The organism is Pantoea sp. M_10, assembly GCF_008631515.1.
GTDB lineage: Bacteria > Pseudomonadota > Gammaproteobacteria > Enterobacterales > Enterobacteriaceae > Pantoea > Pantoea anthophila.
Genome location: NZ_VWUL01000011.1, coordinates 36241 through 62581, shown reverse-complemented (window position 1 = coordinate 62581; position 26341 = coordinate 36241). Strand labels below are relative to the sequence as shown.

The following is a 26341-nucleotide window of genomic DNA, read 5'->3' as shown; positions in this document are numbered from 1 at the left end:
GCCGGAGCAGCTTCCTTTATGCGTTGCGATTCAGCCAGACCATATAGTCAGCGACGCCCTGCGCCACCGTTTTAAACGGCTTGTCATAGCCCGCGGCACGCAGCTTCGTGAGATCGGCCTGGGTGTAAGCCTGATAACGGCCTTTGAGTTTTTCCGGGAACGGGATGTACTCAATCTGCCCTTTCTGATGAAACTTCAGCACGGCGTCGGCCACTTCCTGGAACGATTCGGCGCGGCCTGTGCCACAGTTGTAGATCCCGGAGACGCCGTTTTCCCAGCACCACAGGTTTACGGCTGCCACATCATCAACGTGGATGAAATCGCGTTTGAAACCGTCACTGCCTTCAAACAGTTTTGGATTTTCATCGTTGCTGATCTGGGTGTTCAGATGGAACGCCACGCTTGCCATGCTGCCTTTATGGCCTTCACGCGGCCCATAGACGTTGAAGTAGCGGAAGCCACACACCGGCGAGTTCGCTTCCGGCAGCATCTGACGAACGTAGTGGTCGAACAGCATTTTGGAGTAGCCATACACATTCAGCGGCTGCTCATACTGACGCTCTTCGATGAAGTTTTCATTGCGGCCGCCGTAGGTCGCTGCAGAAGAGGCGTAAAGGAACGGGATCTCGCGCTCCAGGCAGTAGTGCAGCAGCTCTTTGGAGTACTGATAGTTGTTCTCCATCATGTACTTGCCATCCCACTCGGTCGTGGAGGAGCAGGCACCCTGATGGAATACCGCTTCAATCGGGCCTAAATCGTCGCCCGCGATCACGCTCATCAGAAACTCTTCTTTGTCCATGTAATCGACGATATCCAGGTCGACTAAATTGGCAAACTTAGTGCCATCCTTCAGATTATCCACCACCAGAATGTCGGTGTGACCGCGATCGTTCAGCGCTTTGACGATGTTGCTGCCAATCATTCCTGCGCCGCCAGTTACGATAATCATGTTGTTACCTTCAATGTTGTGGGGTGAAACAGGAGGTTTCACACACGAATACCTCACATCATAACATTTCATCAGGGTGCAGACAGCCAGATGACTCTGTAACGCCACAGGGCTGCCACCTCGTGGCGTGAACTATGCTGCAAAAATGACATTATGTTGGGCGTTTTATCGTTAATAAGCGCCCTGTTCAGTAAGATATGCCAGGTTTTTGCCATCTGAGGAGAGCAATGATGCCTGCGCAATTTTATCAACAACTTCGTCAGCAACTGGATGATGCACGTCAGGAAGGGCTGTTTAAACAGGAGCGGATCCTCACCTCTGCCCAGCAGACAGAGATAGCGGTAGATCACGGTCCGGCAGTGATTAACTTTTGCGCCAATAACTATCTGGGCCTGGCCAATCATCCGGCGCTGATTCAGGCCGCGAAGGCGGGGATGGATTCGCACGGCTTTGGCATGGCGTCGGTGCGCTTTATCTGTGGCACGCAGGACAGCCATAAGCAGCTGGAAAAGCGGCTGGCCGCGTTTCTCGGTATGGAAGATGCCATTCTCTACTCCTCCTGCTTTGACGCCAACGGCGGCCTGTTTGAAACGCTGCTGGATGCAGAGGATGCCATTATTTCCGATGCGCTGAATCACGCCTCCATCATCGACGGCATCCGGCTCTGCAAAGCGCAGCGCTACCGCTACGCGAACAACGACATGACGGCGCTGCGGGATTGCCTGCAGCAGGCGCGCGATAAAGGCGCACGCCATATCCTGATCGCCACCGATGGCGTTTTCTCCATGGATGGGGTCATCGCCAATCTGCCCGCCATCTGCGACCTGGCTGAAGAGTTCTCTGCGCTGGTGATGGTGGATGATTCCCACGCGGTGGGTGTTGTCGGGAATGGCGGACGTGGCACCCATGAATATTGTGACGTGATGGGTCGGGTTGACATCATTACCGGCACGCTGGGCAAAGCGCTGGGCGGCGCCTCCGGTGGCTACACCGCAGCAAAAGCGGAAGTGGTGGAGTGGCTGCGCCAGCGTTCCCGTCCCTATCTCTTCTCCAACTCGCTGGCCCCGGCGATTGTGGCCGCCTCGCTGCGGGTGCTGGATCTGCTCAGTGAAGGCGATGGGCTGCGTCAGCGTCTCCGGGATAACGCCCGTTTCTTCCGGCAGCAGATGACCGCAGCGGGTTTTACGCTGGCCGGGGCCGATCACGCCATTATTCCGGTGATGCTGGGTGAGGCCAGCGTCGCTCAGCAGTTTGCCCACCTGCTGCAACAGGAAGGCATCTACGTTACCGGCTTCTTCTATCCGGTCGTGCCAAAAGGGCAGGCTCGTATTCGCACGCAAATCTCTGCGGCACATACCCAGCAGCAGCTGGAACGTGCGGTGGCCGCCTTTACCCGTATCGGTAAACAGCTGGGCGTCATCGCCTGAGGAGTCTGTTATGAAAGCACTCGCCAAACTGAAGAGGGAAGCGGGCATCTGGATGGTGACCGATGCGCCGGTTCCTGAGCCGGGCCACAACGACCTGCTGATTAAAATCCGTAAAACCGCTATCTGCGGCACCGATGTCCACATCTACAACTGGGATGACTGGTCGCGCAAAACCATTCCGGTGCCGATGATCGTCGGTCATGAATATGTGGGTGAAGTGGTGGCTACAGGTCAGGAGGTAAAGGGCTTTACGCCTGGCGATCGGGTGTCGGGAGAGGGGCATATCACCTGCGGGCATTGCCGCAACTGCCGCGCCGGGCGAACGCATCTGTGCCGGAACAGCATGGGCGTGGGGGTTAACCGTCAGGGCTGCTTTGCGGAATATCTGGTCATCCCGGCCTTTAACGCCTTCAGAATTCCCGACAACATTTCCGATGAGCTGGCCGCGATCTTTGACCCGTTTGGTAATGCCGTGCATACCGCGCTGTCGTTCGATCTGGTTGGCGAGGATGTGCTGATCTCCGGCGCGGGGCCTATCGGCATCATGGCCGCGGCGGTCTGCCGCCATGTTGGCGCGCGTAACGTTGTGATCACCGACATCAATGACTACCGACTGGCGCTGGCGCGAAAAATGGGCGTCACCCGCGCGGTCAACGTGGCCCATGAAAATCTGCGCGACGTCATGCATTCGCTGGGGATGACGGAAGGATTTGATGTCGGACTGGAGATGTCCGGTGCGCCTCCTGCGTTTCGCGCGCTGCTCGACGTAATGAATCACGGCGGGCGGATTGCCCTGCTGGGTATTCCGCCGGGTGAGATGGCTATCGACTGGAATCAGGTGATCTTCAAGGGGCTCTTTATCAAGGGCATTTATGGCCGGGAGATGTTTGAAACCTGGTACAAAATGGCGGCGCTGATCCAGTCCGGTCTCGACTTAACGCCGGTCATTACGCATCGCTATGGGATTGACGACTTCCAGCAGGGCTTTGATGAGATGCGTTCAGGACGCTCGGGAAAGGTAATACTGAGCTGGGATTAACACACCGGCCGCCGCAGCGGCCGGATAATCAGCGTTGTTTCTTCTCTTCGTCGGTCAGATAGCGCACCTTGCGCGTGTAATCCTGACCTTTAAAGTGGAGCGGCTGTTGCGGATCGGCCAGATATTTTTGCCATTCCGACAGCGGAAAGCCGCCGTGTGCGCCGACCACTTCCGCCGGGATCACCGCAGACTGACCGCCGATTTTCTTGGAGACCGGCCAGTTAGCCCATTCGCCCAGATTGACGGTTTTAATGTCCAGCATATCCAGCAGCACCGCGAGCGGCAGCTGATCGGTCGGCGGCTGACTGTCGTTCATCAGATGCCAGGTGTCATTGAACAGCGTCAGCCACAGCGGTGAAATACGCTGCCAGACCTCACGGGTCGCCGCCAGATAGGCACCGTTAACGTGATCCACCAGATAAGGCCGGATACTGTGCGGGTAGTAGGCAGGAATCGCCTCCTGCGGCGCATCAGCCAGCTTGGCAATCATTTTCCCCTGACGAAAGCTGGAGTAGAGATGGCCAGGTTTCATCATGATCTCCGGCATCTTGAGCAGATTGAGGTCGGAATCGATCATCAGAATGCCGTCGCCTTTTGCCTGCAACGGGGCCTGCAGTTTGATTAAGCGACTGCGATAGATCTGCTTGTAGCGATAGTGCTCTTCGCGCTGCGGTACATCCAGCGTGGCCACGCGGGTTTTAGCGGGCAGGCTGCCAAAGGCGTCGGCAGGCTGATCGCTGACAATCACAATCTCCTCTGCCTGCGTGGCAAAGCGCGCCGCAAAATCGGCACTGAGCAGCGCCTCTTCGATATAGTCCGCGCCCGTGCAGGGGATCACAACAGAGGTAACCGGTACCGAGCCCTGAACTTCTTTTAGCGAATAAGGCAGGTTATGGCTCGCCCGGATATGGCGATAACGGGGATTTAAAAAATTAAGCATGAGGTTTCTTATTAGCGACACTTTGCAGAATATTTTCAACGCCGCTGATGTAGGTTTCAATGGCGTACTGTTCACGAACGCGTTTCGCTGCCGCATTGATCAGGCGCTGACGTAAGCCGGCATCCTGCCACAGCGCGGTTAAGTGCTGGGTCAGCTGCACCACGTTGCCATAATCAAACAGCAACCCGGTTTCGTCATGACTGATCAATTCGGCAGTACCGACCACACGGGAACCGATGACGGCGGTATTCACCAGCATCGCCTCCAGCACGACCCGAGGTAAGCCCTCACTGCGTGAGGCAAGAATAAACGTATCAAAGGCGGTGAGGTAATCCAGCGCATTGTTCTGAAAGCCCGTAAAGACCACATGCTGCTGGATATTCTCCGCCGTTGCGAGTTGCAGCAGGTGCTGGAGTTCCGGGCCGGCACCGACAATCACCATCCGCCAGTCTGCGTCGGGATGAGCCCGTTTGAAACGGCCCAGCGCCTGCAGAATGTGATGATTGGATTTACGTAATATCAGTGAGCCGATGGTGCCAAACACAAAGGTGGTCGGGGAGAGTTTAAAACGCTGGCGAACGTCGAGGCGGTCAGGTAAAGGCTGGTGGATGTCGATCGCATTGTTGACGGTAAAACAGCGTTCCGCATCAACACCGTGGCTGATCAGCGTCTTATTTACCCCCTGCGACACGGCAATAATCGCCTGGCAGTCCTGGTTCACCATGCTGACCAGTCGTGGTTCCAGCACCGGGTCGATACGGCAATGCTGCACCACCGCCACATCCAGGCTGCGCGCGGCCAGATAGCCCTCCACATTGGTGCTGGGCTGGTTATTCATGTAGAGCGTGTCGAATTTTCCCAGCTGGAGCAGGGAGTTAATTTTGCTGGCGTTGGGCATGATGCGCCAGCGTGTATCGATCTCATCGATAGCCCGCTTCTTCAGCTTTTTATTAAAAAACAGCAGCGCCCGCACGGCCTCTTTGACAAATTTTGCCCAGCGCGGCTGCCTGATCTGCGGGATAAAAAAGACCGGAATGGCCAGCGCGTTGAGCGTGGCCTCAATGGTTTCGTCGTTGCCACGGCTGTAGTTGTGATAGAAGCAGCAGGTAATATCAAATTTCTGACGATCGATACGTTTCAGCAGCTCCAGCATACTGTTGGTGCCGCCTCCCCACTCTCTGCCGTTATCCAGCAGCAGGATTTTTTGTTTATTAATCGTCATCCGTCTTACTATTCCCGCACCGCATGTTATCGCCCGACCGGGATTATAGTAATTTTTACCTGCAATTGAACTTTAAGCTTAGCACTTAGCATTCATGGCAAATTCAGAACAGACTTTTCAGGGTGCTAAACAGCGGGCTGTGACTCACGCTTTCGCCTACCACCGTTAACGCCCGGGTCGCCGGAACCGGCGCCAGCGGCTGTTTCACTTTACACAGTTCTGCTGGCTGGAAGCGCGGTTTCGCCGGTTTCACCGGAACCGCTGGCGTCCGTGAGCCGCTGTGGCGTGTTTCGTTCAGCAACTGGCTGGGGCGAACCAGCGTAATGTCTGCGGGCAGCGAGGGCAGCATCTGCTGCAGCACCCGAACGGTGTTGGGGTGGGGATGACCGATAGCAATGGCATACCCGTCGCGCTGTGCCAGCTTCACCGCCCGGCTGAACTGCTGGCGGATAGCATTAATATCCTGACTGTCATCCAGGAACACCCGGCGTTTCAGAACTTTGACCTGAGTGCCCTGTGCGGCAGGAATCGCCTGGCTATTGGCGATGGTCATGCTATCCAGGAAGTAGAGGTTATAGTGATTCAGCGCCTGCATTACCTTCTGCATACCGGAAAGGCTCGAGGTCATCCTGCTGCCCATGTGGTTGTTCAGGCCGACTGCGTAAGGCACGTTGCTGACCGCATTGCGCATAATGCGGGTGATCTCTTCGCTGCTCATCTCCGGGGTCAGCGTATCTTTTTCCAGTGGCTGTTTGCTGAGTGGCGCCATCGGCAGATGGATCAATACTTCGTGTCCACCCTGATGGGCTCTGGTAGCCATCTCCCGTGCATGGGGTGCGTTGGGCAGAACAGCCACTGAAATCGCCTGCAGCATCTGCAGAACTTTGTTCTCTTCGGCAGGCCGGTAGCCCACATCATCGATAACAATAGCCAGCTTGCCTGCCTGCGCCGCGAAGCTGAACAGCAGCGCGCTGAATAAAACGGAGATTTTTCGACGTTGCAGCAAAACTTATTTTCCTAACCACGGGAGTGGATTGACAGCCTGTCCCTGACGTCGGATTTCAAAATAGAGCGACGGGGTACCGCGCCCCCCGCTGGTGCCCACCAGGGCGATAGGCTGTCCTGCCTTCACCTGTGTACCCACGCTCACCAGTGCACTCTGGTTGTAGCCATAGAGGCTCATGTCGCCTTTACCGTGCTCCAGCACTACGACCAGACCGTAACCCTGCAACCAGTCGGCCATCAGAACCCGCCCGTCGGCAATGGCTTTCACCTCGGTGCCTTCCCGCGCATCAATCACCAGGCCTTTCCAGCGCAGTTCCCCCTGCAGCTGTTCACCAAAGCGATGTTCGATGCGTCCGCGCACCGGCCACAACGCCTGTCCGCCCGCGCGACCGAGTCCTCCGGTACGGGCAACCAGTTCGCGTTCGCTCTGGGTCGGCTGATAGCTGGAGCCTTTGGCTTTGGCCTGCGCCTGGCGCTGACGCACTTTTTCTGCCTCACGGGCTTCGCGCGCCGCGCGCTCACGCGCTTCCCGTTCTGCCCGGGCGATCTTATCCTGCAGACGGCTTTCGTTCTGACGCATCTCGACCAGATCGGCCTGATCTTTTTCCAGCGCGCTTTCCAGCGACGTAAGGGTTTTCCTGCGCGCGTCGCTCGCCTGTTGCAGCTTCTGCTGCTGGCCCTGCTGCTGAGCTAATAGTGCTTTCTGCTGCTGTTGCTTCTGCTCCAGCGTGGCGCGTTGCTGATCCAGGTCCTGACGCGTCTGTTGCAGTGAGGCGATACTTTTCTGGCGCGCCGCGTTCAGATAGCCAAAATAGGCCAGAATACGCTCGCTGCGCTGGCTCTCTTCTCCGCCCATCAACAGCTGTATACCGTTGTGCTGGCCCTGACGAAATGCGGCATCAAGCTGTTGCGACAGCAGGCTTTCCTGCTGGCTTTGCTGCTTCTCAAGCCGGGCGATGGAGGTGGTGAGCTGTTTAATATCGTTATTCAGGGCGGTGAGGCTGTTGCGGGTTTCGCGCAACTGACGGCTCGCCTGGGCGATGATTTTTTCCTGACTCTGCAACTGATCCAGTAATTTGCTGCGCTGCACTTTCTGCGCCTTAACGCTTTTCTCTTTTTCAGCAATGTTCTGCTGAATAGATTGCAGCTGAGATTTACTGTCTTCCGCACTCTGTGCCACAGCTGGCAACAACAGTGCTCCCGCGCAAAGCAGGCTGAGGGAGAGGGTGGACAACGGTGTGAACAACGGCTGATTTTCGCCGCTGGAACGGGTCCTTGTGTGCAAAACGGTAGTTTTTCCCTTCATAGGCCAATGATTATTCCACGATGAATCGCCGCTTACCAGTGCTCCCCACCGGCATTTGCTTTACCAGTTATGTCCGCTTTCACAATGAGATGGATTAAGCCTTACGCCATTTTTGCTATTCAGCCACTTTTTTTGGAAAATGGCGCACAAATCGATACTCTCGCCGCATAGCATCTGTACATGCGAAGTGGCGCAGGTATACTCAGAACCCTTGTTTTAGCTTATTAGCCCGGTCTGGAGTCGTTACCCCTCATGCAAGAAATTATGCAGTTTGCAAGCAATCACCCCATCCTGAGTCTCGCATGGGTCGTTTTACTCATTCTGGTGATTGTGACTACCGTTAAAGGAATGTTCTCTAAGGTAAAAACGATCAGCCGCGGTGAAGCGACCCGCCTGATTAACAAAGAGGACGCGGTGGTTGTCGACGTGCGTTCGCGCGACGATTTTCGCAGAGGGCATATTTCAGGTGCGCTGAATGTGGCAGCCGCTGAGATTAAAAAAGGCAACGCAGACGAACTGGAAAAGCACAAAGCGCAGCCCATAATTGTGGTATGTGCAACCGGACAAAGCGCGGCTGATTCCGCTGCACATCTGAGTGCTGCTGGCTTCCCGCAGGTCTTTGTTCTGAAAGATGGCATCAGCGGCTGGAGCGGCGAAAACCTGCCGTTAGTTCGCGGTAAATAACCTGTAACCTGACAGAGGTGCGTAGCATGGCAAATGTTGAAATGTACACCAAGGCCACCTGTCCTTACTGCCATCGGGCGAAAGCGCTGTTAACGCAAAAAGGCGTGTCGTTCCAGGAGATCCCCATTGATGGAGACATGGCGAAACGCGAAGAGATGATCAAGCGTAGTGGCCGCACCACCGTGCCTCAGATTTTTATTGATGCGCAGCACATTGGCGGCTGCGATGACTTATTCGCACTCGATAATCGCGAAGGTTTAGATCCCTTACTGCAGGCGTAAGTTTACGCCGGACAATCTCATACATAGGATTTGGTCACATGTCAGAACATAACACGAACGAAATGCAATTCCAGATTCAGCGCGTCTTCACAAAAGATATCTCTTTTGAAGCGCCTAATGCCCCGCAGGTTTTCCAGAAAGAGTGGGAACCGGACGTTAAACTGGATCTGGATACTGCATCTTCTCAGCTGGCTGACGATGTTTATGAAGTGGTACTTCGTGTGACTGTAACCGCCAACGTGGGTGAAGAGACCGCTTTCCTGTGTGAAGTTCAGCAGGCCGGTATCTTCACCATCAGCGGTATCGAAGGAACGCAGATGGCACATTGCCTGGGCGCTTACTGCCCGAACATCCTGTTCCCGTATGCCCGTGAATGCATTACCAGCCTGGTATCACGTGGCACCTTCCCGCAGCTGAACCTGGCACCGGTCAACTTTGATGCACTGTTCATGAACTATCTGCAGCAGCAGCAGGGTGAAGAAGGTGCTCAACAACATCAGGATGCCTGATGACCACTCACGCTTCGATTAGCGTCATCGGTGCCGGCTCCTACGGCACCGCTCTGGCGATTACGCTGGCCCGTAATGGCCATCCGGTACTGTTGTGGGGACATAACCCGGCGCATCTGGCGCAGCTTCAGACCGACCGCTGCAACACGGCTTTCCTCCCTGACGTTCCGTTTCCCGATAACCTCTCTCCTGAACCCGACCTGCAAAAAGCCATTGCAGCCAGCCGCGACATATTGATTGTGGTGCCGAGTCATGTCTTTGGCGACGTACTGCAACAGATTAAGCCTCATCTGCGGTCTGACTCGCGGATTGTCTGGGCGACCAAAGGGCTGGAAAAAGAGACCGGACGCCTGCTGCAGGATGTGGCGCGTGAGATTCTGGGCGACTCCATCCCGCTGGCCGTGATCTCCGGGCCGACCTTCGCTAAAGAGCTGGCCGCAGGCTTACCGACGGCTATCGCGCTGGCCGCCACGGATGCGCAGTTTGCTGACGATCTCCAGCTGAAGCTGCACTGCGGTAAAAGTTTCCGCGTTTATAACAACCCCGATTTTGTCGGTGTCCAGCTGGGCGGCGCGGTGAAAAACGTGATTGCTATCGGAGCCGGCATTTCTGATGGTATCGGATTTGGCGCCAACGCGCGAACCGCACTGATCACCCGCGGTCTGGCTGAGATGAGCCGGCTCGGTGCTGCACTGGGCGCCGATCCCACCACCTTTATGGGGATGGCGGGCCTGGGCGATCTGGTCCTGACCTGCACGGACAATCAGTCGCGCAACCGCCGGTTTGGCATGATGCTGGGCCAGGGCGAAGATGTAGATAGCGCGCAACGCATTATCGGACAAGTTGTAGAGGGCTACAGAAATACCAAAGAAGTCAAAGCGTTGGCTTCAAGATTCGGTGTGGAAATGCCGATTACCGAGCAGATTTATCAGGTGCTGTATTGCGAAAAACCGGCGAGAGATGCAGCATTGAGCCTGCTGGGACGAACAAGGAAGGACGAAAACAGCACTGGCTAACGCAGGACGCGTAGCATCATCACCTGCAGCGCCCATTCAGGCGCTTTTTTTATCGGGAGAAAGCAGCAATGTCGTCTGATGAGTTAGAACTGGTCTGGAATAATATCAAAGCAGAAGCGCGAGCCCTGGCTGATTGTGAGCCGATGCTGGCCAGCTTCTTTCACGCGACATTGCTTAAGCATGAAAATCTCGGTAGCGCACTGAGTTATATGCTGGCTAACAAGCTGGCAAATCCGATTATGCCCGCCATCGCCATCCGTGAAATCGTTGAAGAAGCCTACCGTGAAGATCCGTCGATGATACTGTCAGCGGCTTACGATATTCAGGCGGTGCGTCAGCGCGACCCGGCAGTCGATAAATACTCCACCCCGCTGCTCTACCTTAAAGGGTTTCACGCCCTGCAGGCGTACCGCATCGGCCACTGGCTGTGGAATGAGGGCCGTCGTGCGCTGGCGGTTTATCTGCAGAATGAAATCTCCGTCTCGTTTGCAGTCGACATTCATCCCGCTGCCAGCATCGGTCACGGTATCATGCTCGATCACGCCACAGGCATCGTGATTGGTGAAACCGCCGTGGTGGAGAACGATGTCTCTATCCTGCAGTCGGTGACGCTGGGCGGCACCGGTAAGACCAGCGGCGACCGTCATCCTAAAATCCGTGAAGGGGTCATGATTGGAGCCGGTGCGAAAGTGCTCGGCAACATTGAAGTGGGCCGGGGGGCGAAAATCGGTGCCGGTTCTGTGGTGTTGCAGCCTGTGCCGCCGCACACCACGGCAGCAGGCGTACCCGCCCGTATCGTCGGCAAGCCAGGCAGCGATAAGCCATCAATGGATATGGATCAGCACTTCAACGGCAGCCTGGCGGGTTTTCAGTTCGGCGACGGCATCTAGTCTTTAATCAGCGCGCCGGCATAATCCAGCTGGCGCCACGCTTCATACACTACTACCGAAACGGCGTTCGACAGGTTCATGCTGCGGCTTTCTGCCCGCATCGGGATACGGATTTTCTGCTGCGCGGGTAACGCCGCCAGTATCTCAGCCGGCAGCCCACGGCTCTCCGGTCCGAACAGCAGATAATCGCCCGCCTGATACGTCACAGCACTGTGTGCAGGCGTGCCTTTGGTCGTCAGCGCAAACAGACGCTCTGGTGCCTCTGAGGCGAGAAACGCCGCATAATCCGCATGGAATCTGATGGCCGTAAATTCATGGTAATCCAGCCCGGCGCGGCGTAAGCGCTTGTCATCCCAGGCGAAGCCAAGCGGCTGGATCAGGTGAAGCTGAAAGCCACTGTTGGCGCACAGGCGGATGATATTGCCGGTATTCGGCGGAATTTCTGGTTCAAACAAGACAATGTTAAGCATTAAGGCCCCCGATGACAGGGGCCGAAGCATAACAAATTATTGACGACCGGAGGAGTAGAGCGGTAACCAGAGGGTCAGTCTCAGACCGCCCAGTGGGCTGTCATCGGCTTTCACCCAGCCGCGATGCTGCTGCACGGCCGTGTCGACAATGGCCAGGCCCAGCCCGGTTCCTCCCGATTCGCGATCGCGCGCTTCATCGGTCCGGTAGAAGGGACGGAAAATCTGTTCCCGATCTTCCGGGCTTACGCCAGGACCATCATCATCGACGTGAACCGTGATACCGGAAATATCGACGGAGAAGCTGACGCTGATGTGAGTGTGTGAATAGCGCAGCGCATTGCGCACGATATTTTCGAGCGCACTCTCCAGAGCGTGCGGATTGCCATAGAGCGGCCACGGGCCCGGAGGATAGGGGATATCCATCTTCTTGCCCATCTGCTCAGCTTCGAAACGGGCATCTTCCAGCACCCCATTCCACAACTGATTGGCCTTCATCGCTTCGCTGACCAGCGCATTCTTATGCTGTGTGCGCGAGAGCACCAGCAGGTCGTTGATCATGCCATCAAGGCGTTGCGCCTCCATCTCAATGCGTCCCAGCTCTTTACTTTCACCCTGGCGACGACGCAGCAGCGCGGTTGCCAGTTGCAGGCGGGTCAGCGGCGTACGAAGTTCATGACTGATGTCCGATAGCAGGCGCTGCTGACCGGTCATCATCCGCTCCAGCGCACTCACCATCTGGTTGAAGCTCGACCCGGCGGCAAGAAACTCCTGCGGGCCTGACTCCAGTTCCGGATGCTGGCGCAGGTTTCCACTCGCCACCTCATCGGCGGCATATTTCAGCTTACGCGCCGGGCGCGCCAGGCTCCAGGCCAGCCACAGCAGCAGCGGGGAGCTGATCAGCATCGTCACGATAAGCAGCAGTAACGGACGGTCAAACAGCAGATTGACAAAATCGAGCTGGGAGCTGTTGGCGGGACGGATCATGTAAAGCTGGTAGTTGTCTTCGCCATCCTGCACGGAGAAAGGCCCGACCAGCTCCACCCGACCATATTTCTTTTTCTGCGGATGATCGGCATTATCAGACTGGCCGATAAAGTTACGGATCACCTGCATTTCGTTATGTTGCGCGCCGATCACCCGACCTTCGCTGGTGACTAACAGCAGTCGCTGACCCGGCGGTGCCCATTTTTCGACGGCACGAAACAGACGACGCCACCACATCAGATCGTTAGGGGGATCCTGTGACAGTTCGGCTTCGACGTGCTGCTCAATCATGATGCCCTGCCGCTGTTCACTTTCCAGCAGCGAGGTCATCTGACGTGAATCGAGTTTAGGCACCATGAGCACCAGCATCAGCACCAGCGCCAGGGTTAACCAGAAGATAGCGAAGATGCGGGTGGTCAGACTGCCAATCATGATGCCGAAACCATCAGATAGCCGCGGCCGCGTAACGTTTTAAACCAGGGATGACCATCACGGCGCTCAGGCAGCTTGCGACGCAGATTGGAGATATGCATATCAATGGCGCGGTCAAACGGCGTCAGACGCTTGCCCAGCACTTCCTGACTCAGGTGTTCGCGTGAGACCACCTGGCCCAGATGCTGCGCCAGCAGATAGAGCAGGGTAAATTCCGTGCCGGTCAGATCCAGCGTCACATCATCAAAGCTGGCCTCCTGACGACCGGGATTGAGACGCAGGCAGTCCACTTCCAGCGTCGGTGAGCTGTTATCGTGTTGCTGTTGCTGTTCACTCCAGTTCGAACGCCGCAGAATCGCGCGGATACGGGCCACCAGTTCACGATCGTTAAACGGCTTAGGCAGATAGTCATCTGCGCCCAGTTCGAGGCCCAGCACGCGATCCAGCTCGCTGCCGCGCGCGGTCAGCATGATGACGGGAGTCTGATGTTGCTGTCGCAGTTCTTTCAGGGTGTCGATACCGTTTTTCTTCGGCATCATGACATCCAGTAAAAGCAGATCAATAGAGTTGTCGAGCAGGTTCAGCGCTTGTTCACCATCGCTGGCCACTACCACTTCAAACCCTTCCATTTCTAACAGTTCTTTCAAAAGCGAAGTTAATTCGCGGTCGTCATCTACCAACAGGATTTTATTCATTTTTGTAGCCCTCCGCAGGCAAAATACCGTGTTCCTGGCGCACCTATCCATCGCTTTACGTAGTTTTACACCCCCTGACGGATGTTTGCAGCTGTCGCCGTACACTGGCTCTCGTTGAATCGCAAAACGGAACGAACTGGAGTACACGATGCGCAAATTAACCGCCGTCGTCCTTGCCTCAGCGATGACCCTGAGTATCGCCAGTGCAGGTGCTAAAGATGCGACGACGATTGACGAGATGCATCATGGCGGATTTCCGACAGGCAGTATGACGCAAAATCCGCAAAGCCACATGTTCGATGGCATTGAGCTGACGGAAGAGCAACGTCAGCAGATGCGCGACCTGATGCAACAGGCCCGACATGATCGCCCGGTGGTTCATATTGACGATATCGCAGCACTTCATGAGTTAGTGACTGCAGACCAGTTTAACGAAGCGGCCATCCGCAACAGAGCGGAAATTATCGCCAGAGTTCAGGTTGAACAACAGGTTGAGATGGCACGCGTACAGAATCAGATGTTTCAGCTGTTAACGCCGGCCCAGCAGGCCACGTTACAGAAGAATTACCAGCGGCGGCTGAACGAGCTGCGCCAGTTTTCGAATTTGCAGTCGGCCTCATCGCTGCAGGCAGTGAGTAGTACCAGCAGTAACCAGTAACATAGTATCCCTGTTTTCCTTGCCATAGACACATCCCTGTCTTCCCCCGCCATGATGGCGGGGGTTTTTTTTATCTATTTTTCACTTTTTCTGTTTTGACCCGAATCATCACCGCACAACAAAACCCCGGTTTTGTTACCGCTGTTGGTCCTTAATCGGCTTTTAGCTGCTGAAAGATGAACTGACCGGGGCTCTGGTTGCGTTTAAGCGCACCGGCAGAGAAAAACAGAAAAAAAATATTTTAACCCGTTGAAAAGAGTATATTTATTCTCCTGGCTGTGAAAATAAATAATATTTTTCAGTAAGATAGGGAATTTACCGTTGCGCTTGCTGGCGCCTTAGCTTTATCTACACTTAATCCTGTCACTGCAGGGAAGTGAAGTGATTTCGCGAAGTCTCAGGGAGCAACAACCACATTATGTAATCCCGAATGAATCTATTAACGGAGTAAATTATGGCAGAGCATCGTGGTGGTTCAGGTAATTTCGCAGATAATCCGCAAAAGGCCTCTGAAGCCGGTAAAAAAGGCGGCCAGAACAGCGGCGGCGGAAACTTTAAAAACGATCGTGAAAAAGCATCAGAAGCCGGTAAGAAAGGCGGCAAAAAGTAACAGCTGCAACGTTTCCTGAACAGACCTGAATTTCAGGGTCTGGCACTGATGTAACTGATGTGTATGACACGCTGCCCCGTCCTTTTTCAAAGGTCGGGGCTTGTTTTTATCGGTTGCCCCGCCGTAAAGAACCTCTCTCCGTTGCACCTCCTTAAGCATTGCCCGGCTCAGGGTGTTAGACTTCAGCCACTCTTCCATCTGAATACGCCTCATCTGATGATGGGGTGCAGGGGATCCGGCATGCAACCCTCTTATGGCCGACTGGTAAAGCGTGCTGCGCTGGCCGCTACCCTTCTCGCGTCGGTGCTGTTGATCGTGAAAATCTTTGCCTGGTGGTACACCGGTTCGGTGAGTCTGCTCGCTTCGCTGGTGGACTCGCTGGTCGATATTGCCGCGTCACTCACGAATCTGCTGGTGGTGCGTTATGCGCTGCAGCCCGCCGATGAAGACCATACGTTCGGGCATGGTAAAGCAGAATCGCTGGCGGCACTGGCTCAGAGCATGTTTATTTCAGGCTCGGCGCTGTTTCTGTTCCTGACCGGCCTGCAACATCTGGCGTCGCCGGATGTTCTGCGGGCTCCCATAGTCGGGATTGTGGTAACGGTTGTCGCGCTGAGTTCAACCCTGTTACTGGTGGCCTTCCAGCGCTGGGTGGTGCGGAAAACCCGCAGTCAGGCCATTCGGGCTGACATGCTGCACTATCAGTCCGATGTCATTATGAATGGCGCGATTCTGATCGCGCTGGTGCTGAGCAGCTATGGTTTTGCAAGGGCAGATGCCCTGTTCGCGCTGGGAATCGGCATTTTTATTCTCTACAGCGCGTTACGTATGGGCTACGACGCAGTGCAGTCCCTGCTGGATCGCGCATTGCCGGAAGAGGAGCGTCAGCAGATTCTGACGCTGGCAACGAACTGGCCGCAGGTGCAGGGGGTGCACGATCTGCGTACCCGCCAGTCCGGCCCGACAAAATTTATTCAGCTGCATCTGGAGCTTGAAGACCAGCTGCCCCTGGTGCAGGCGCACCGTGTGGCCGATCAGGTTGAGAGGGCGTTACGCGACGCATTTCCCGGGTCAGACGTAATTATCCATCAGGACCCCTGTTCTGTGGTACCGTTCGAGAAGGAGGATTCTCCAGGTTTTTAACCTAAACGAATCAATTTGATACGTAAGGGACGACGTAACGCTAACATTGCTGCAAAAAATAGTGAAAAGTTGTCTGACCTGAATCAATTCAGCAGCAAGCCTTTGATATACTATCTGCCATCACATGTCGCGCTGGCCTTTAATGATGTTCAGCAGCGATCGACAGGCAGGATTAACCCTTCGTTTTAAAAATCCAGAGGTTGTCATGATCAAAAAAATTGGTGTATTAACCAGCGGCGGTGACGCCCCAGGCATGAACGCAGCTATTCGTGGAGTCGTGCGTTCCGCGCTGAGTGAAGGACTGGAAGTTTTTGGGATCTATGATGGCTATCTGGGATTGTACGAAGACCGCATGATCAATCTCGATCGCTACAGCGTCTCCGACATGATCAACCGCGGCGGCACCTTCCTGGGCTCTGCGCGTTTTCCTGAATTCCGTAATGAAGATATTCGCCAGGTGGCCATCGAGAACATGAAAAAGCGCGGCATTGACGCGCTGGTGGTGATCGGCGGCGATGGCTCCTATATGGGGGCGAAACGTCTGACCGAAATGGGCTTCCCCTGCATCGGCTTACCGGGCACCATCGACAACGACGTTGCCGGAACGGATTACACCATCGGTTACTTTACGGCGCTGGAAACCGTGGTGGAGGCCATTGACCGCCTGCGTGATACCTCTTCGTCGCATCAGCGTATCTCCATCGTTGAAGTGATGGGCCGCTACTGCGGCGACCTGACGCTGGCGGCGGCCATTGCGGGTGGCTGTGAGTTCATCGTGCTGCCGGAATTCCCTTATACCCGTGAAGAGCTGGTTGCGGAAATCAAAGCGGGCATCGCCAAAGGGAAAAAGCACGCTATCGTGGCGATTACCGAACATATCTGCGATATCGACGATCTGGCGCGCTTTATTGAAACGGAAACCAAACGCGAAACCCGTTCCACCGTGCTGGGCCATATTCAGCGTGGTGGCGCGCCCTGTGCCTATGACCGTATTCTGGCGTCACGCATGGGCGCTTACTCCATTGAGCTGCTGATGCAGGGCTACGGCGGTCGCTGTGTTGGTATTCAGAATGAGAAGATGGTGCATCACGACATCATCGACGCGATTGAAAACATGAAGCGTCCGTTTAAGCGCGACTGGCTCGACACCGCGAAAAAACTCTACTGATCCCTCTGCGGGGTGTGCGTTACCGCACGCCCCGGCATCGCCAGTCTATATTCCCCCCAGTTATAACCACTTATTTTTAATTCTTTAAGCTCTGTATTGGTTTATGTCACGCTACGCCCATAACGACATTGGGAGAGTGCGTAATGAACAAGTGGAGTATCGGCGTTACCCTGTTGCTGGCCTCAACCAGCGTTCTGGCAAAAGACATTCAGCTGCTTAACGTGTCCTACGATCCAACGCGTGAGCTGTACGAACAGTACAACAAAGCGTTCAGTGCGCACTATAAACAGGAAACCGGCGATAACGTCGTGGTGCGTCAGTCCCATGGCGGCTCCGGCAAGCAGGCAACCTCCGTAATTAACGGCATCCGGGCGGATGTGGTGACGCTGGCGCTGCAATCCGATGTCGATGCCATTGCAGAACGCGGGCGTATTGATAAAAACTGGCTTCAGCGCCTGCCGGACAACTCCGCTCCTTACACCTCGACCATCGTCTTCCTGGTACGCAAAGGCAATCCCAAAGGCATTCATGACTGGAGCGACCTGATCAAACCAGGTGTCTCTGTTATCACCCCTAACCCGAAAACCTCCGGCGGGGCACGCTGGAACTATCTGGCGGCCTGGGGCTGGGCGCTGGATCACAACAATGGCGACCAGGCTAAAGCGCTGGCTTACGTCAGAGCGCTGTTTAAAAACGTTGAGGTGCAGGATTCCGGTGCGCGTGGCGCGACCAACACCTTCGTTGAGCGCGGCATTGGTGACGTCCTTATCGCCTGGGAAAACGAAGCCTATCTGGCGGTGAACAAGCTGGGCAAAGATAAGTTCGAGATTGTGACGCCGAGTGAATCCATTCTGGCTGAGCCGACCGTGTCGGTAGTCGATAAGGTGGTGGACGAAAAGGGTACGCGTAAGGTTGCGGATGCCTATCTGAAATACCTCTACTCGCCGGAAGGCCAGACGATTGCCGCGCAGAACTATTACCGTCCGCGTGATGCTGAGATTGCGAAGAAATTTTCCAGCACCTTTGCGCCTGTGAAACTGTTCACCATTCAGGACAAGTTTGGTGGCTGGACACAGGCTCAGAAAGCCCACTTCGCCGATGGCGGCAGCTATGACCAGGTCATGAAACCGTAAGGCATGGCGGTCAGCGCATCTCTGCGCTGACCGCTTAACGCGACACCTCTTTTCTCCACCCCTGCTGCGCTATCAGCCAGAATTCCCCGTGACATTCTTTTCCCGCCAGGCGAGGATGCAGGCTGCGAAGCCACTCAGGAAGCGTTGTTATGCCGATACACCGTCATGCAGCCCGCGGGATGGCGATCCTGCTGGTGCTGGTCATTGCGGGGATGCTGGCGGCCGCACTGCATTTTAAAAAGAATAGTGATGCGCTGTGGCAGATCGTCAGCGAGAAATGTGTGCCCCACCAGCAGAGTAGTGGCAACCCGGCGCCCTGTCAGCGTGTCGATCGGCCACATCGTTATGCCATGCTGAAAGATATCCATGGGCCACTGCAGTTTCTGCTGATTCCGCTCGACAGGATCACGGGCATAGAAAGCCCGCGCTTACTTCAGCCCGCCACACCCAACTATTTTGCCTTTGCCTGGCATGAACGCTATCTGTTAGCCCAGCGGCATGGCTCGCCGATTGACGACCGGGTTCTGTCGCTGGCTATTAATTCAGAGTATGGCCGCACCCAGAACCAGCTTCATATTCATCTCTCCTGCCTGCGCCCCGATGTGCGTCGGCAACTCGATACGCTGACGCCGCAGCTTAACGGCCAGTGGCAGCGCAGCACGCTGCGTCAGCATCACTACTGGCTGCGTGCCCTGACGCCAGCCGAACTGGCGCAGCAGAGTGCCTTTATCCGTCTGGCCAGTGAGCGGCCACAGACGCGCACAGAGATGGGGAAATATGGACTGGCGCTGGCGCAGTTAAGCGACGGGCGACTGGTGCTGATGGCGATAGAGCGAAACTGGCTGCTGCTGAATAGCGGGTCGGCGGAGGAGGTGCAGGATCATAGCTGCCAGCTGATTGCGCCCATAAAAAAGGCGGCTTAAGCCGCCTTTAATCTGTGCATCAACGCTTAGGCGCTTTTTGCCGCCGCCGCCGCTTTCACGATGACCGCAAATGCGTCAGCTTTCAGTGACGCACCGCCAACCAGCGCACCATCGATGTCAGGCTGGGTGAACAGCTCTGCCGCATTTTTGTCGTTAACGGAGCCGCCGTACTGAATGATGACCTGCTCCGCGACTGCCGCATCTTTCTTCGCGATGTGGTCACGGATGAATTTGTGCACGGCCTGAGCCTGCGCAGGGGTCGCCGATTTACCGGTACCGATAGCCCAGACGGGCTCATAGGCGATGACCGCACCGTTGAACGCTTCAGCGCCCTGGGTTTCCAGCACGGCATCCAGCTGACGAGCGCAGACTTCTTCGGTTTTACCCGCTTCGTTTTCTGCTTCGGTTTCACCGATGCAGAGCACGGGAACCAGACCCACTGACTTCAGCACCGCGAATTTCTTCGCGATGAACTCGTCGCTCTCTTTGTGGTAAGTACGACGCTCTGAGTGGCCGATAATGATATATTTCGCGCCGATATCTTTCAGCATCTCTGCGGAAACTTCACCGGTGAAGGCACCAGACAGGTTAACGTCTGCGTTCTGTGCACCCAGTGCAATGTGACTACCGGAGAGGGCGTGTTTTGCCTGCTCGAGATAGAGTGCCGGCGGTGCAATGGCAACGCCACAACCGTCAACGCCAGACAGTTCCTTGCGCAGACCGGCGATCAGTTCAGCTGTGATCTGCTTGCTGCCATTCAACTTCCAGTTACCCATAACCAGTGGATGTCGCATTCTATCCTCCGCATAACGCGATACATGAAAAATCGCTGCCAGCCGGCAGCGTTGTCTGCCAGACAGTATAGAGATCAAATGTTGCGATGGCTTTGCTTTTCGTCATTTTCGGCCACATCATCAGGGGCTGGCGAGCGCCAGTTTGACCGGCTCAATCGCAAAGGTCAGCCCCTTGTCACCGCTGTCAGAGACGACAAATCGCAGCGCGCCGTCGACCTGCGCATAGTAGGGTGAATCCTTGCCGGCATTCAGCAACGCCTCCAGCTTTTTACGCCCCTCTTCGGCACTTAATCCCGGCACAAAGAAGCGCAGCAGGGCGGTCATGTAGGCCAGCGCCTTTTGCTGCGAGGCGCTCTGATCCGGGCCAGGTAACGGCAGCCAGGTAATCTGCAACGTTTTGATTTTGCCGGTGCCGGGCTCCAGCGCCGTAGAGGCGTAGAGCGTCTCATTGATTTTGCTGGCAGCCCGCGTCAGGTTGCTTTTGTCACCGCGATTATCAATAGCGCGATACTCCGGCAGGATGAGCGCGGCATTGGCCAGATTATACTTTTCGCGAAACTGGCCGATAGTCATATCAAAGGTGGGCGCACCCGCCAGCAGATAGGGGGCGGGAGGCAACGCATCGGTCCGCTCCTGCGGTGGCGGATCGGCGGCAAAGACCGGAACCGTCAGCGCAAACGATAACAGCAGTGCGCCAGGCAAATTCTTCATTTTGTCGATCCTGTCCCGTAAACTCAGGCGCAAATTAAAACGGTTTTTATCCGCGAGGTCAAAAGCGCGGCAGCTCTCTTTTCCGGATGATAAAGCATGACGTTACAACAATGGTGTTTTTCCTGGCGCGGCCGGCTGGGACGACGTGATTTCTGGATCTGGCAGGCGGTCTGGCTGCTGACAACGACACTGCTCTTCGTGCTGGCGGCTAACGACTGGCTCGATACCCAGATGGCGGCCTTTGGCGTGGTCTGCCTGCTGTGGCCTGCCAGCGCAGTGATCGTCAAACGGCTGCACGATCGCGATCGTCCCGGCTACTGGGGGTTGCTGGTGATCGTGGCCTGGCTGCTGGTGGTGGGGAACTGGAGCATGCTGACGGGCATCCTGCCCTGGCTGCTGGGACGCGCCATTCCCTTTGTTTTACTGGCGGGTCTGCTGCTCGACCTCGGCGTTTTTCGCGGCTCCCCCGGCGCTAACCGGTTTGGCCCGGCGACCCAGCCGGTACGATACCGCTCAACGGCTCACCAGTAATGTTCGCTGGTGATATGTCCCGGCTTACGCTTAAGGTGTTTGCGCATCTCACGTGTCTCTTTCAGGAGTTGCTGAGTATCACGCACCATCTGCGGGTTACCGCACAGCATCACATGGCTGCTCTCTGCATCCAGTGTCAGACCGGTGGCCCGCTCCAGCTCGCCATTCTCAATCAGCGCAGGCACCCGGCCAGTCAGCGAACCGGCAATCTCTTCGCGACTTACCACCGTCTGAATCTGTAGCTGGCCCTGATAACGCTGCTGCAGCTGCTGCATCAGCGGTAAAAAACTCAGGTCGGCCGCATAACGCGCGGCATGCACCAGCACGATATTTTCAAAGCGTTCCAGCCCTTCGCCCTGCTGCAGCATCGACAGGTAAGGACCAATAGCGGTGCCGGTCGCCAGCATCCACAGCGTCCTGCACGGCGGAACCTCATCCAGCACAAAGAAGCCCGCGGCTTCTTTGGTGACCATCACCTGATCGCCTGGCTGAAGGGCCTGCAGATGAGGACTGAGCTTGCCCTCTGGCACCGTGACCAGATAGAACTCCAGCAGATCATCTTTCGGCGCGTTGACGTAGGAGTAAGCGCGCTGCACGCGTTCCCCCTCAATTTCCAGCGCCAGTTTGGCAAATTGCCCGGCGATAAAGGGATCGACCGGTGCCGTCACCCGCAGACTGAACAGCGCATCCGTCCAGTTTTTGACTTCCTTAACTTCAGCATTGACCCACTCAGCCATACTCACTCCCTGGTTGTTGATGATTCAGGCAGGTCACTATTTTCGCGGCTGCCCGGCGCGATTGCCAGCCTGCGCCCTCGCAAAGGCTCGAATCGGCAAACTGTTGCATTCCCTTTACAGGCTGGTGCATAAACTTGACAGGCGCAAGCCAGGACCTTTTCGCCTGCCTCTCGCTTTGTCACCTAATCCTGATATTTTGCCCGCCATAATAAGATGTCCGGCGGGTGAACCGCTGTTTTAACCTCCTTTCACAGAAAGATATTTTGTATAACCATGATGACGAAACTGGAAAATCGCCCGCTGCTGGTGATGCTCATTGTGCTGGTGGCCGTGGGTCAGATGGCGCAGACCATTTATGTTCCGGCTATGGCGGTAATGGCCGATGCGCTGAACGTGCGGGATGGCGCGCTGCAACGCGTGATGGCGGCCTATCTGATGACCTATGGCGGATCGCAACTGATCTACGGCCCGCTGTCGGACAGCGTGGGGCGGCGCCCGGTGATCCTGGCAGGCATGCTGATCTTTATGATCGGGGCGGTGACCGCGCTGATGGCGACCTCGCTGGATATGCTGGTGCTTGGCAGCGCCGTGCAGGGGCTGGGAACCGGCGTGGCTGGCGTGATGGCCCGCACCATGCCGCGCGATCTCTATGAGGGTCACGCGCTGCGCCGTGCTAACAGCCTGCTGAATATGGGCATTCTGGTCAGCCCGCTGCTGGCACCGGTGATTGGCGCGCTGCTGACCCAGCTCTTTGGCTGGCATGCCTGCTTTGCCTTCCTGCTGCTGCTCTGCCTGACGGTAACCGGCGCGATGGCGCGCTGGCTGCCGGAGACCCGGCCGCAGAGTGCGGAAGTGACGCCCTTCTTTAAACGCTATGTCCGTCTGCTCAGCGACGCGAATTTCGTCCGCTACATCGTGCTGCTGATTGGTGCGCTCGCCGGAATTGCGGTATTTGAGTCGAGCTGCGGTGTATTACTGGGCGGCGTGCTGGGCCTGCACAGCCTGACAGTCAGTATCCTGTTTATTCTGCCGATTCCGGCGGCCTTCTTTGGCGCCTGGTTTGCCGGCCGCGAGCAGGGCTCCTGGCATAGCCTGATGTGGTGGGGCGTGAACAGCTGCCTGCTGGCGGGCATTCTGATGTGGATCCCGGCGTGGTTCGGCGTGATGAATATCTGGACCCTGCTGGTGCCGGCCGCGCTCTTCTTTTTTGGTGCCGGTATGCTCTTTCCGCTGGCAACCTCTGGCGCTATGGAACCTTATGCCTGGCTGGCGGGTAGCGCGGGCGCGCTGATTGGCGGGCTGATGAACCTCGGATCGGGTCTGGTCGCGTGGCTGTCAGCGATGATGCCGCAGCGCGACCAGTTCAGCCTGGGCATGCTGATGTTCTTCACGGCGCTGGTGATGCTGCTCTGCTGGTTGCCGCTCTCACGTCAGCCGGAGCGCGGCAACCAGGCGGTTACAGGATAAACGGATGAAGCGCCGGATCCTTGCGGTCAAGATAGTGAATCGACTGGATACGGCGGATGGTGCGTGATTTACCGCGAATCAGCAGGGTTTCGCTGGTGGCGATATTGCCCTGACGCGTAATGCCTTTCAGCAGCTCGCCACTGGTAATGCCGGTGGCGGCAAAGACCACGTTGTCGTTGCGCGCCATCTCACTCAGCGTCAGCTTTTTCCCCGCCTCAATCCCCATCTCTGCACAGCGCTGCAGCTCCTGCTCGCCGAGCAGACGGTTTTCCGCGCTGTCGCCCTTAACGTGATGACGCGCCAGCAGCCGGCCCTGCATATCGCCGTCCAGCGCCCGGATGACGGCCGCAGAGACCACGCCTTCCGGCGCACCGCCGATGCCATACATCACATCCACTTCGCTGTCCGGCATGCAGGTCAGAATGGAGGCGGCCACGTCGCCATCCGGGAAGGTGAAGACCCGCACACCCAGCTGCTGCAGCTGACCAATCACCGCGTCATGGCGGGGTTTTGCCAGAATCGACACGGTTAACTGCGACAGCGGCTTGTTCATTGCGATAGCGATATTACGCAGGTTGGTTTCCAGCGGCAGGTCGAGATCGATTGCCCCGTGGGCGGCCGGCCCCACAATCAGCTTCTCCATGTACATATCGGGTGCGTGGAGAAAACTACCCTTGTCGCCCACGGCCATGACGGCCAGCGCGTTAGCCTGACCCAGCGCCGTCATGCGGGTGCCTTCAATCGGATCGACCGCAATATCGACCGCGTCGCCGCGACCGGTGCCGACTTTTTCACCGATATAGAGCATCGGGGCTTCGTCGATTTCACCTTCGCCGATCACAATCTGGCCGTCGATCTCAATGGAGTTGAGGACGTGACGCATGGCATGGACAGCCGCGCCATCGGCCGCATTTTTGTCGCCGCGCCCTAACCAGTGATAGCCCGCCAGAGCGGCAGCTTCGGTTACGCGGGAAAATTCAATGGCAAGTTCTCGTTTCATGGTCTCTGCCTGACAAAAAACAGACAGGCAGTGTAACACAGCGGGAGAGTGGGGCGGGGAAAAGGCCCGCGACGCAGACCGTCGCGGGCCCCGGTATTACTCTTCTTCTTCCCACGCCTGCGCGCGGGCGACGGCTTTTTTCCAGCCGGCATAGCGGAAGTTACGTTCGGTGGTTTCCAGGCTTGGGCGGAACTCACGCTCAATCACCGATTTTGCACGGACTTCATCCAGATCCTGCCAGAAGCCGACGGCCAGACCCGCCAGATACGCTGAACCCAGCGCCGTAACTTCACGCACTTCCGGACGCTCAACACGGGTGCCGAGGATGTCAGACTGGAACTGCATCAGGAAGTTGTTGGCCACCGCGCCCCCATCCACACGCAGCGCCTGCAGACGGGTGTTCGCATCGTTCTGCATCGCTTCCAGAACGTCGCGGGTCTGATAAGCGATCGACTCCAGCGTGGCGCGGATGATGTGGTTAGCGTTCGCACCGCGCGTCAGACCGAAGATCGCGCCACGGGCATACGGGTCCCAGTAAGGTGCGCCCAGACCGGTGAATGCCGGTACCATGTAGACGCCGTTGGTATCTTTCACTTTCATCGCAAAGTATTCAGAGTCAGCGGCATCGCTGATCAGCTTCATCTCATCGCGCAGCCACTGAATTGAGGCACCCCCGATGAATACCGCCCCTTCCAGCGCATAGTTCACTTCACCACGCGGGCCACAGGCGATGGTGGTCAGCAGGCCATGCGTTGAGGTTACCGCTTCAGTACCGGTGTTCATCAGCATAAAGCAGCCGGTGCCGTAGGTATTTTTCGCCATGCCAGGCTGGACGCAGAGCTGGCCATAGAGCGCCGCCTGCTGGTCACCGGCAATACCGGCGATAGGAATACGCGTGCCGCCTTTACCGCCGATGTTGGTCTGACCATAGACTTCAGACGACGATTTCACTTCCGGCAGCATTTCACGCGGGATATCCAGGATATCCAGCAGGCGCTGATCCCACTCCAGCTTGTGAATGTTGAACATCATGGTACGGGAGGCGTTGGTGTAATCGGTGATATGCACGCGGCCCTGGGTCATTTTCCAGACCAGCCAGGTATCAACGGTGCCGAACAGCAGCTCGCCACGTTTCGCACGCTCACGCGCGCCTTCAACGTTATCGAGGATCCACTTCACTTTGGTGCCGGAGAAGTAGGGGTTAATCACCAGACCGGTGGTGTGCTGGATATACTCTTCCAGTCCCTCTTTCTTCAGTTTGTTACAGTAGTCGGCGGTGCGGGGATCCTGCCAGACGATGGCGTTATAGACCGGCTTACCGGTCTCTTTGTCCCAGACGATAGCGGTTTCACGCTGATTGGTGATACCGATAGCGGCAATTTCATCGGAGCGAATATCGGCGTGTGCCAGCACTTCAACCAGCGTGGAGCTTTGAGAGGCCCAGATATCCATCGGATCATGCTCAACCCAGCCCGCTTTCGGGTAGATCTGGGTAAATTCACGCTGCGAGACGGCGACGATGTTGGCGTCGTGATCGAGGATCACGGCGCGTGAACTGGTTGTGCCCTGATCGAGCGCGACAATGTATTTTTTATCTGTGGTAGTCATAAATTCAGT

At 56.4% G+C, this 26341-nt stretch carries 28 protein-coding genes; 15 read left to right on the top strand and 13 right to left on the bottom strand.

Translation table 11 applies throughout. The annotated features are described in order from the left end of the window. Positions 1-16: 16 nt before the first annotated feature. Positions 17-949 (bottom strand): ADP-glyceromanno-heptose 6-epimerase, encoded by a 933-nt coding sequence (rfaD, locus tag F3I47_RS21055; protein WP_009088090.1) that lies wholly within the window; start codon positions 947-949, stop codon positions 17-19. A gap of 230 nt (positions 950-1179) precedes the next feature. Between rfaD and F3I47_RS21050 the strand changes: the two genes are divergently transcribed. Then, complete coding sequence (locus F3I47_RS21050; RefSeq protein WP_140029972.1) at positions 1180-2376, top strand: glycine C-acetyltransferase; 1197 nt, start codon at positions 1180-1182, stop codon at positions 2374-2376. Between the two features lie 10 nt (positions 2377-2386). Next, complete coding sequence (gene tdh / locus F3I47_RS21045) at positions 2387-3415, top strand: L-threonine 3-dehydrogenase (RefSeq protein ID WP_140029948.1); 1029 nt, start codon at positions 2387-2389, stop codon at positions 3413-3415. A 28-nt stretch (positions 3416-3443) separates the two neighbouring features. Here tdh and F3I47_RS21040 read toward each other — a convergent pair whose 3' ends face one another. The 4 genes from F3I47_RS21040 to envC form a co-directional block, all read right to left on the bottom strand. Then, positions 3444-4355: a hypothetical protein gene (locus tag F3I47_RS21040; RefSeq protein ID WP_009088083.1), complete on the bottom strand. Its 912-nt coding sequence runs from the start codon at positions 4353-4355 to the stop codon at positions 3444-3446. Beyond that, positions 4348-5577, bottom strand: a complete 1230-nt coding sequence (locus tag F3I47_RS21035; protein WP_058957366.1) for a glycosyltransferase — start codon at positions 5575-5577, stop codon at positions 4348-4350. Before F3I47_RS21035 ends, F3I47_RS21040 begins: the two co-directional genes overlap by 8 nt. Before the next feature lie 103 nt (positions 5578-5680). After that, positions 5681-6583, bottom strand: a complete 903-nt coding sequence (locus tag F3I47_RS21030; RefSeq protein ID WP_150030375.1) for a divergent polysaccharide deacetylase family protein — start codon at positions 6581-6583, stop codon at positions 5681-5683. A 3-nt stretch (positions 6584-6586) separates the two neighbouring features. Further along, positions 6587-7888: a murein hydrolase activator EnvC gene (envC, locus tag F3I47_RS21025; RefSeq protein WP_058957364.1), complete on the bottom strand. Its 1302-nt coding sequence runs from the start codon at positions 7886-7888 to the stop codon at positions 6587-6589. A 252-nt stretch (positions 7889-8140) separates the two neighbouring features. Here envC and F3I47_RS21020 point away from each other — a divergent pair, with 252 nt between their 5' ends. The 5 genes from F3I47_RS21020 to cysE all read left to right on the top strand — a co-directional run bounded on the left by F3I47_RS21020 (position 8141) and on the right by cysE (position 11268). After that, a complete protein-coding gene (locus F3I47_RS21020; RefSeq protein ID WP_009088074.1) occupies positions 8141-8572 on the top strand; it encodes a rhodanese-like domain-containing protein in 432 nt (143 codons plus the stop codon). Between the two features lie 26 nt (positions 8573-8598). Then, a complete protein-coding gene (gene grxC, locus F3I47_RS21015) occupies positions 8599-8853 on the top strand; it encodes a glutaredoxin 3 (protein WP_008926942.1) in 255 nt (84 codons plus the stop codon). 38 nt (positions 8854-8891) lie between these two features. Next, positions 8892-9362, top strand: a complete 471-nt coding sequence (gene secB, locus F3I47_RS21010; protein WP_009088070.1) for a protein-export chaperone SecB — start codon at positions 8892-8894, stop codon at positions 9360-9362. After that, a complete protein-coding gene (gene gpsA / locus F3I47_RS21005; protein WP_181405375.1) occupies positions 9362-10378 on the top strand; it encodes an NAD(P)H-dependent glycerol-3-phosphate dehydrogenase in 1017 nt (338 codons plus the stop codon). Before secB ends, gpsA begins: the two co-directional genes overlap by 1 nt. A gap of 68 nt (positions 10379-10446) precedes the next feature. Next, positions 10447-11268, top strand: coding sequence for a serine O-acetyltransferase (gene cysE / locus F3I47_RS21000; RefSeq protein WP_009088067.1), 822 nt, complete (start codon positions 10447-10449; stop codon positions 11266-11268). Here the strand turns inward: cysE and trmL are convergent. Genes trmL through cpxR form a run of 3 tightly spaced genes read right to left on the bottom strand, consistent with a single transcriptional unit; the run spans position 11265 to position 13849 of the window. After that, positions 11265-11738, bottom strand: a complete 474-nt coding sequence (gene trmL / locus F3I47_RS20995; RefSeq protein WP_009088065.1) for a tRNA (uridine(34)/cytosine(34)/5-carboxymethylaminomethyluridine(34)-2'-O)-methyltransferase TrmL — start codon at positions 11736-11738, stop codon at positions 11265-11267. The genes cysE and trmL overlap by 4 nt on opposite strands. Positions 11739-11774: 36 nt before the next feature. Beyond that, complete coding sequence (gene cpxA / locus F3I47_RS20990) at positions 11775-13154, bottom strand: envelope stress sensor histidine kinase CpxA (protein WP_009088064.1); 1380 nt, start codon at positions 13152-13154, stop codon at positions 11775-11777. Next, positions 13151-13849, bottom strand: a complete 699-nt coding sequence (gene cpxR, locus F3I47_RS20985) for an envelope stress response regulator transcription factor CpxR (RefSeq protein ID WP_009088062.1) — start codon at positions 13847-13849, stop codon at positions 13151-13153. Before cpxR ends, cpxA begins: the two co-directional genes overlap by 4 nt. A gap of 148 nt (positions 13850-13997) precedes the next feature. Between cpxR and cpxP the strand changes: the two genes are divergently transcribed. The 6 genes from cpxP (at position 13998) to F3I47_RS20955 (ending at position 19484) form a co-directional block, all read left to right on the top strand. After that, the gene (cpxP, locus tag F3I47_RS20980; RefSeq protein ID WP_046100843.1) at positions 13998-14507 is read left to right on the top strand and encodes a cell-envelope stress modulator CpxP; all 510 of its coding nucleotides are present in this window, start codon (positions 13998-14000) and stop codon (positions 14505-14507) included. A 454-nt stretch (positions 14508-14961) separates the two neighbouring features. Further along, positions 14962-15117 (top strand): general stress protein, encoded by a 156-nt coding sequence (locus tag F3I47_RS20975; RefSeq protein ID WP_003851267.1) that lies wholly within the window; start codon positions 14962-14964, stop codon positions 15115-15117. A gap of 240 nt (positions 15118-15357) precedes the next feature. Then, positions 15358-16260, top strand: a complete 903-nt coding sequence (fieF, locus tag F3I47_RS20970; protein ID WP_150030376.1) for a CDF family cation-efflux transporter FieF — start codon at positions 15358-15360, stop codon at positions 16258-16260. Positions 16261-16465: 205 nt separating this feature from the next. After that, positions 16466-17428 (top strand): 6-phosphofructokinase, encoded by a 963-nt coding sequence (gene pfkA, locus F3I47_RS20965; protein WP_009088057.1) that lies wholly within the window; start codon positions 16466-16468, stop codon positions 17426-17428. Between the two features lie 143 nt (positions 17429-17571). Further along, complete coding sequence (locus tag F3I47_RS20960; RefSeq protein WP_009088055.1) at positions 17572-18561, top strand: sulfate ABC transporter substrate-binding protein; 990 nt, start codon at positions 17572-17574, stop codon at positions 18559-18561. 149 nt (positions 18562-18710) lie between these two features. After that, positions 18711-19484, top strand: a complete 774-nt coding sequence (locus F3I47_RS20955; protein WP_150030377.1) for a CDP-diacylglycerol diphosphatase — start codon at positions 18711-18713, stop codon at positions 19482-19484. A 26-nt stretch (positions 19485-19510) separates the two neighbouring features. Here the strand turns inward: F3I47_RS20955 and tpiA are convergent, their stop codons facing one another. Together tpiA and F3I47_RS20945 are read right to left on the bottom strand one after the other, a co-directional pair. After that, a complete protein-coding gene (gene tpiA, locus F3I47_RS20950; protein ID WP_009088051.1) occupies positions 19511-20278 on the bottom strand; it encodes a triose-phosphate isomerase in 768 nt (255 codons plus the stop codon). Positions 20279-20398: 120 nt separating this feature from the next. Then, a complete protein-coding gene (locus F3I47_RS20945) occupies positions 20399-20989 on the bottom strand; it encodes a DUF1454 family protein (RefSeq protein WP_009088047.1) in 591 nt (196 codons plus the stop codon). A gap of 96 nt (positions 20990-21085) precedes the next feature. Here F3I47_RS20945 and F3I47_RS20940 point away from each other — a divergent pair, with 96 nt between their 5' ends. Continuing rightward, on the top strand, positions 21086-21520 hold the full coding sequence (locus F3I47_RS20940; RefSeq protein ID WP_046100839.1) for a DUF805 domain-containing protein: 435 nt from the start codon (positions 21086-21088) through the stop codon (positions 21518-21520). On the opposite strand, the gene fpr is transcribed toward F3I47_RS20940, so the two are convergent. After that, entirely contained in the window at positions 21511-22257 is a 747-nt protein-coding gene (gene fpr, locus F3I47_RS20935; RefSeq protein WP_009088043.1) for a ferredoxin--NADP(+) reductase, read from the bottom strand. The genes F3I47_RS20940 and fpr overlap by 10 nt on opposite strands. 273 nt (positions 22258-22530) lie before the next feature. Here fpr and emrD point away from each other — a divergent pair, with 273 nt between their 5' ends. Further along, entirely contained in the window at positions 22531-23724 is a 1194-nt protein-coding gene (gene emrD / locus F3I47_RS20930; RefSeq protein ID WP_082668189.1) for a multidrug efflux MFS transporter EmrD, read from the top strand. Here the strand turns inward: emrD and glpX are convergent. Then, positions 23714-24724 (bottom strand): class II fructose-bisphosphatase, encoded by a 1011-nt coding sequence (gene glpX, locus F3I47_RS20925; protein WP_058957357.1) that lies wholly within the window; start codon positions 24722-24724, stop codon positions 23714-23716. The genes emrD and glpX overlap by 11 nt on opposite strands. A gap of 96 nt (positions 24725-24820) precedes the next feature. Beyond that, on the bottom strand, positions 24821-26332 hold the full coding sequence (gene glpK / locus F3I47_RS20920) for a glycerol kinase GlpK (RefSeq protein ID WP_009088036.1): 1512 nt from the start codon (positions 26330-26332) through the stop codon (positions 24821-24823). Between the last annotated feature and the right edge of the window lie 9 nt (positions 26333-26341).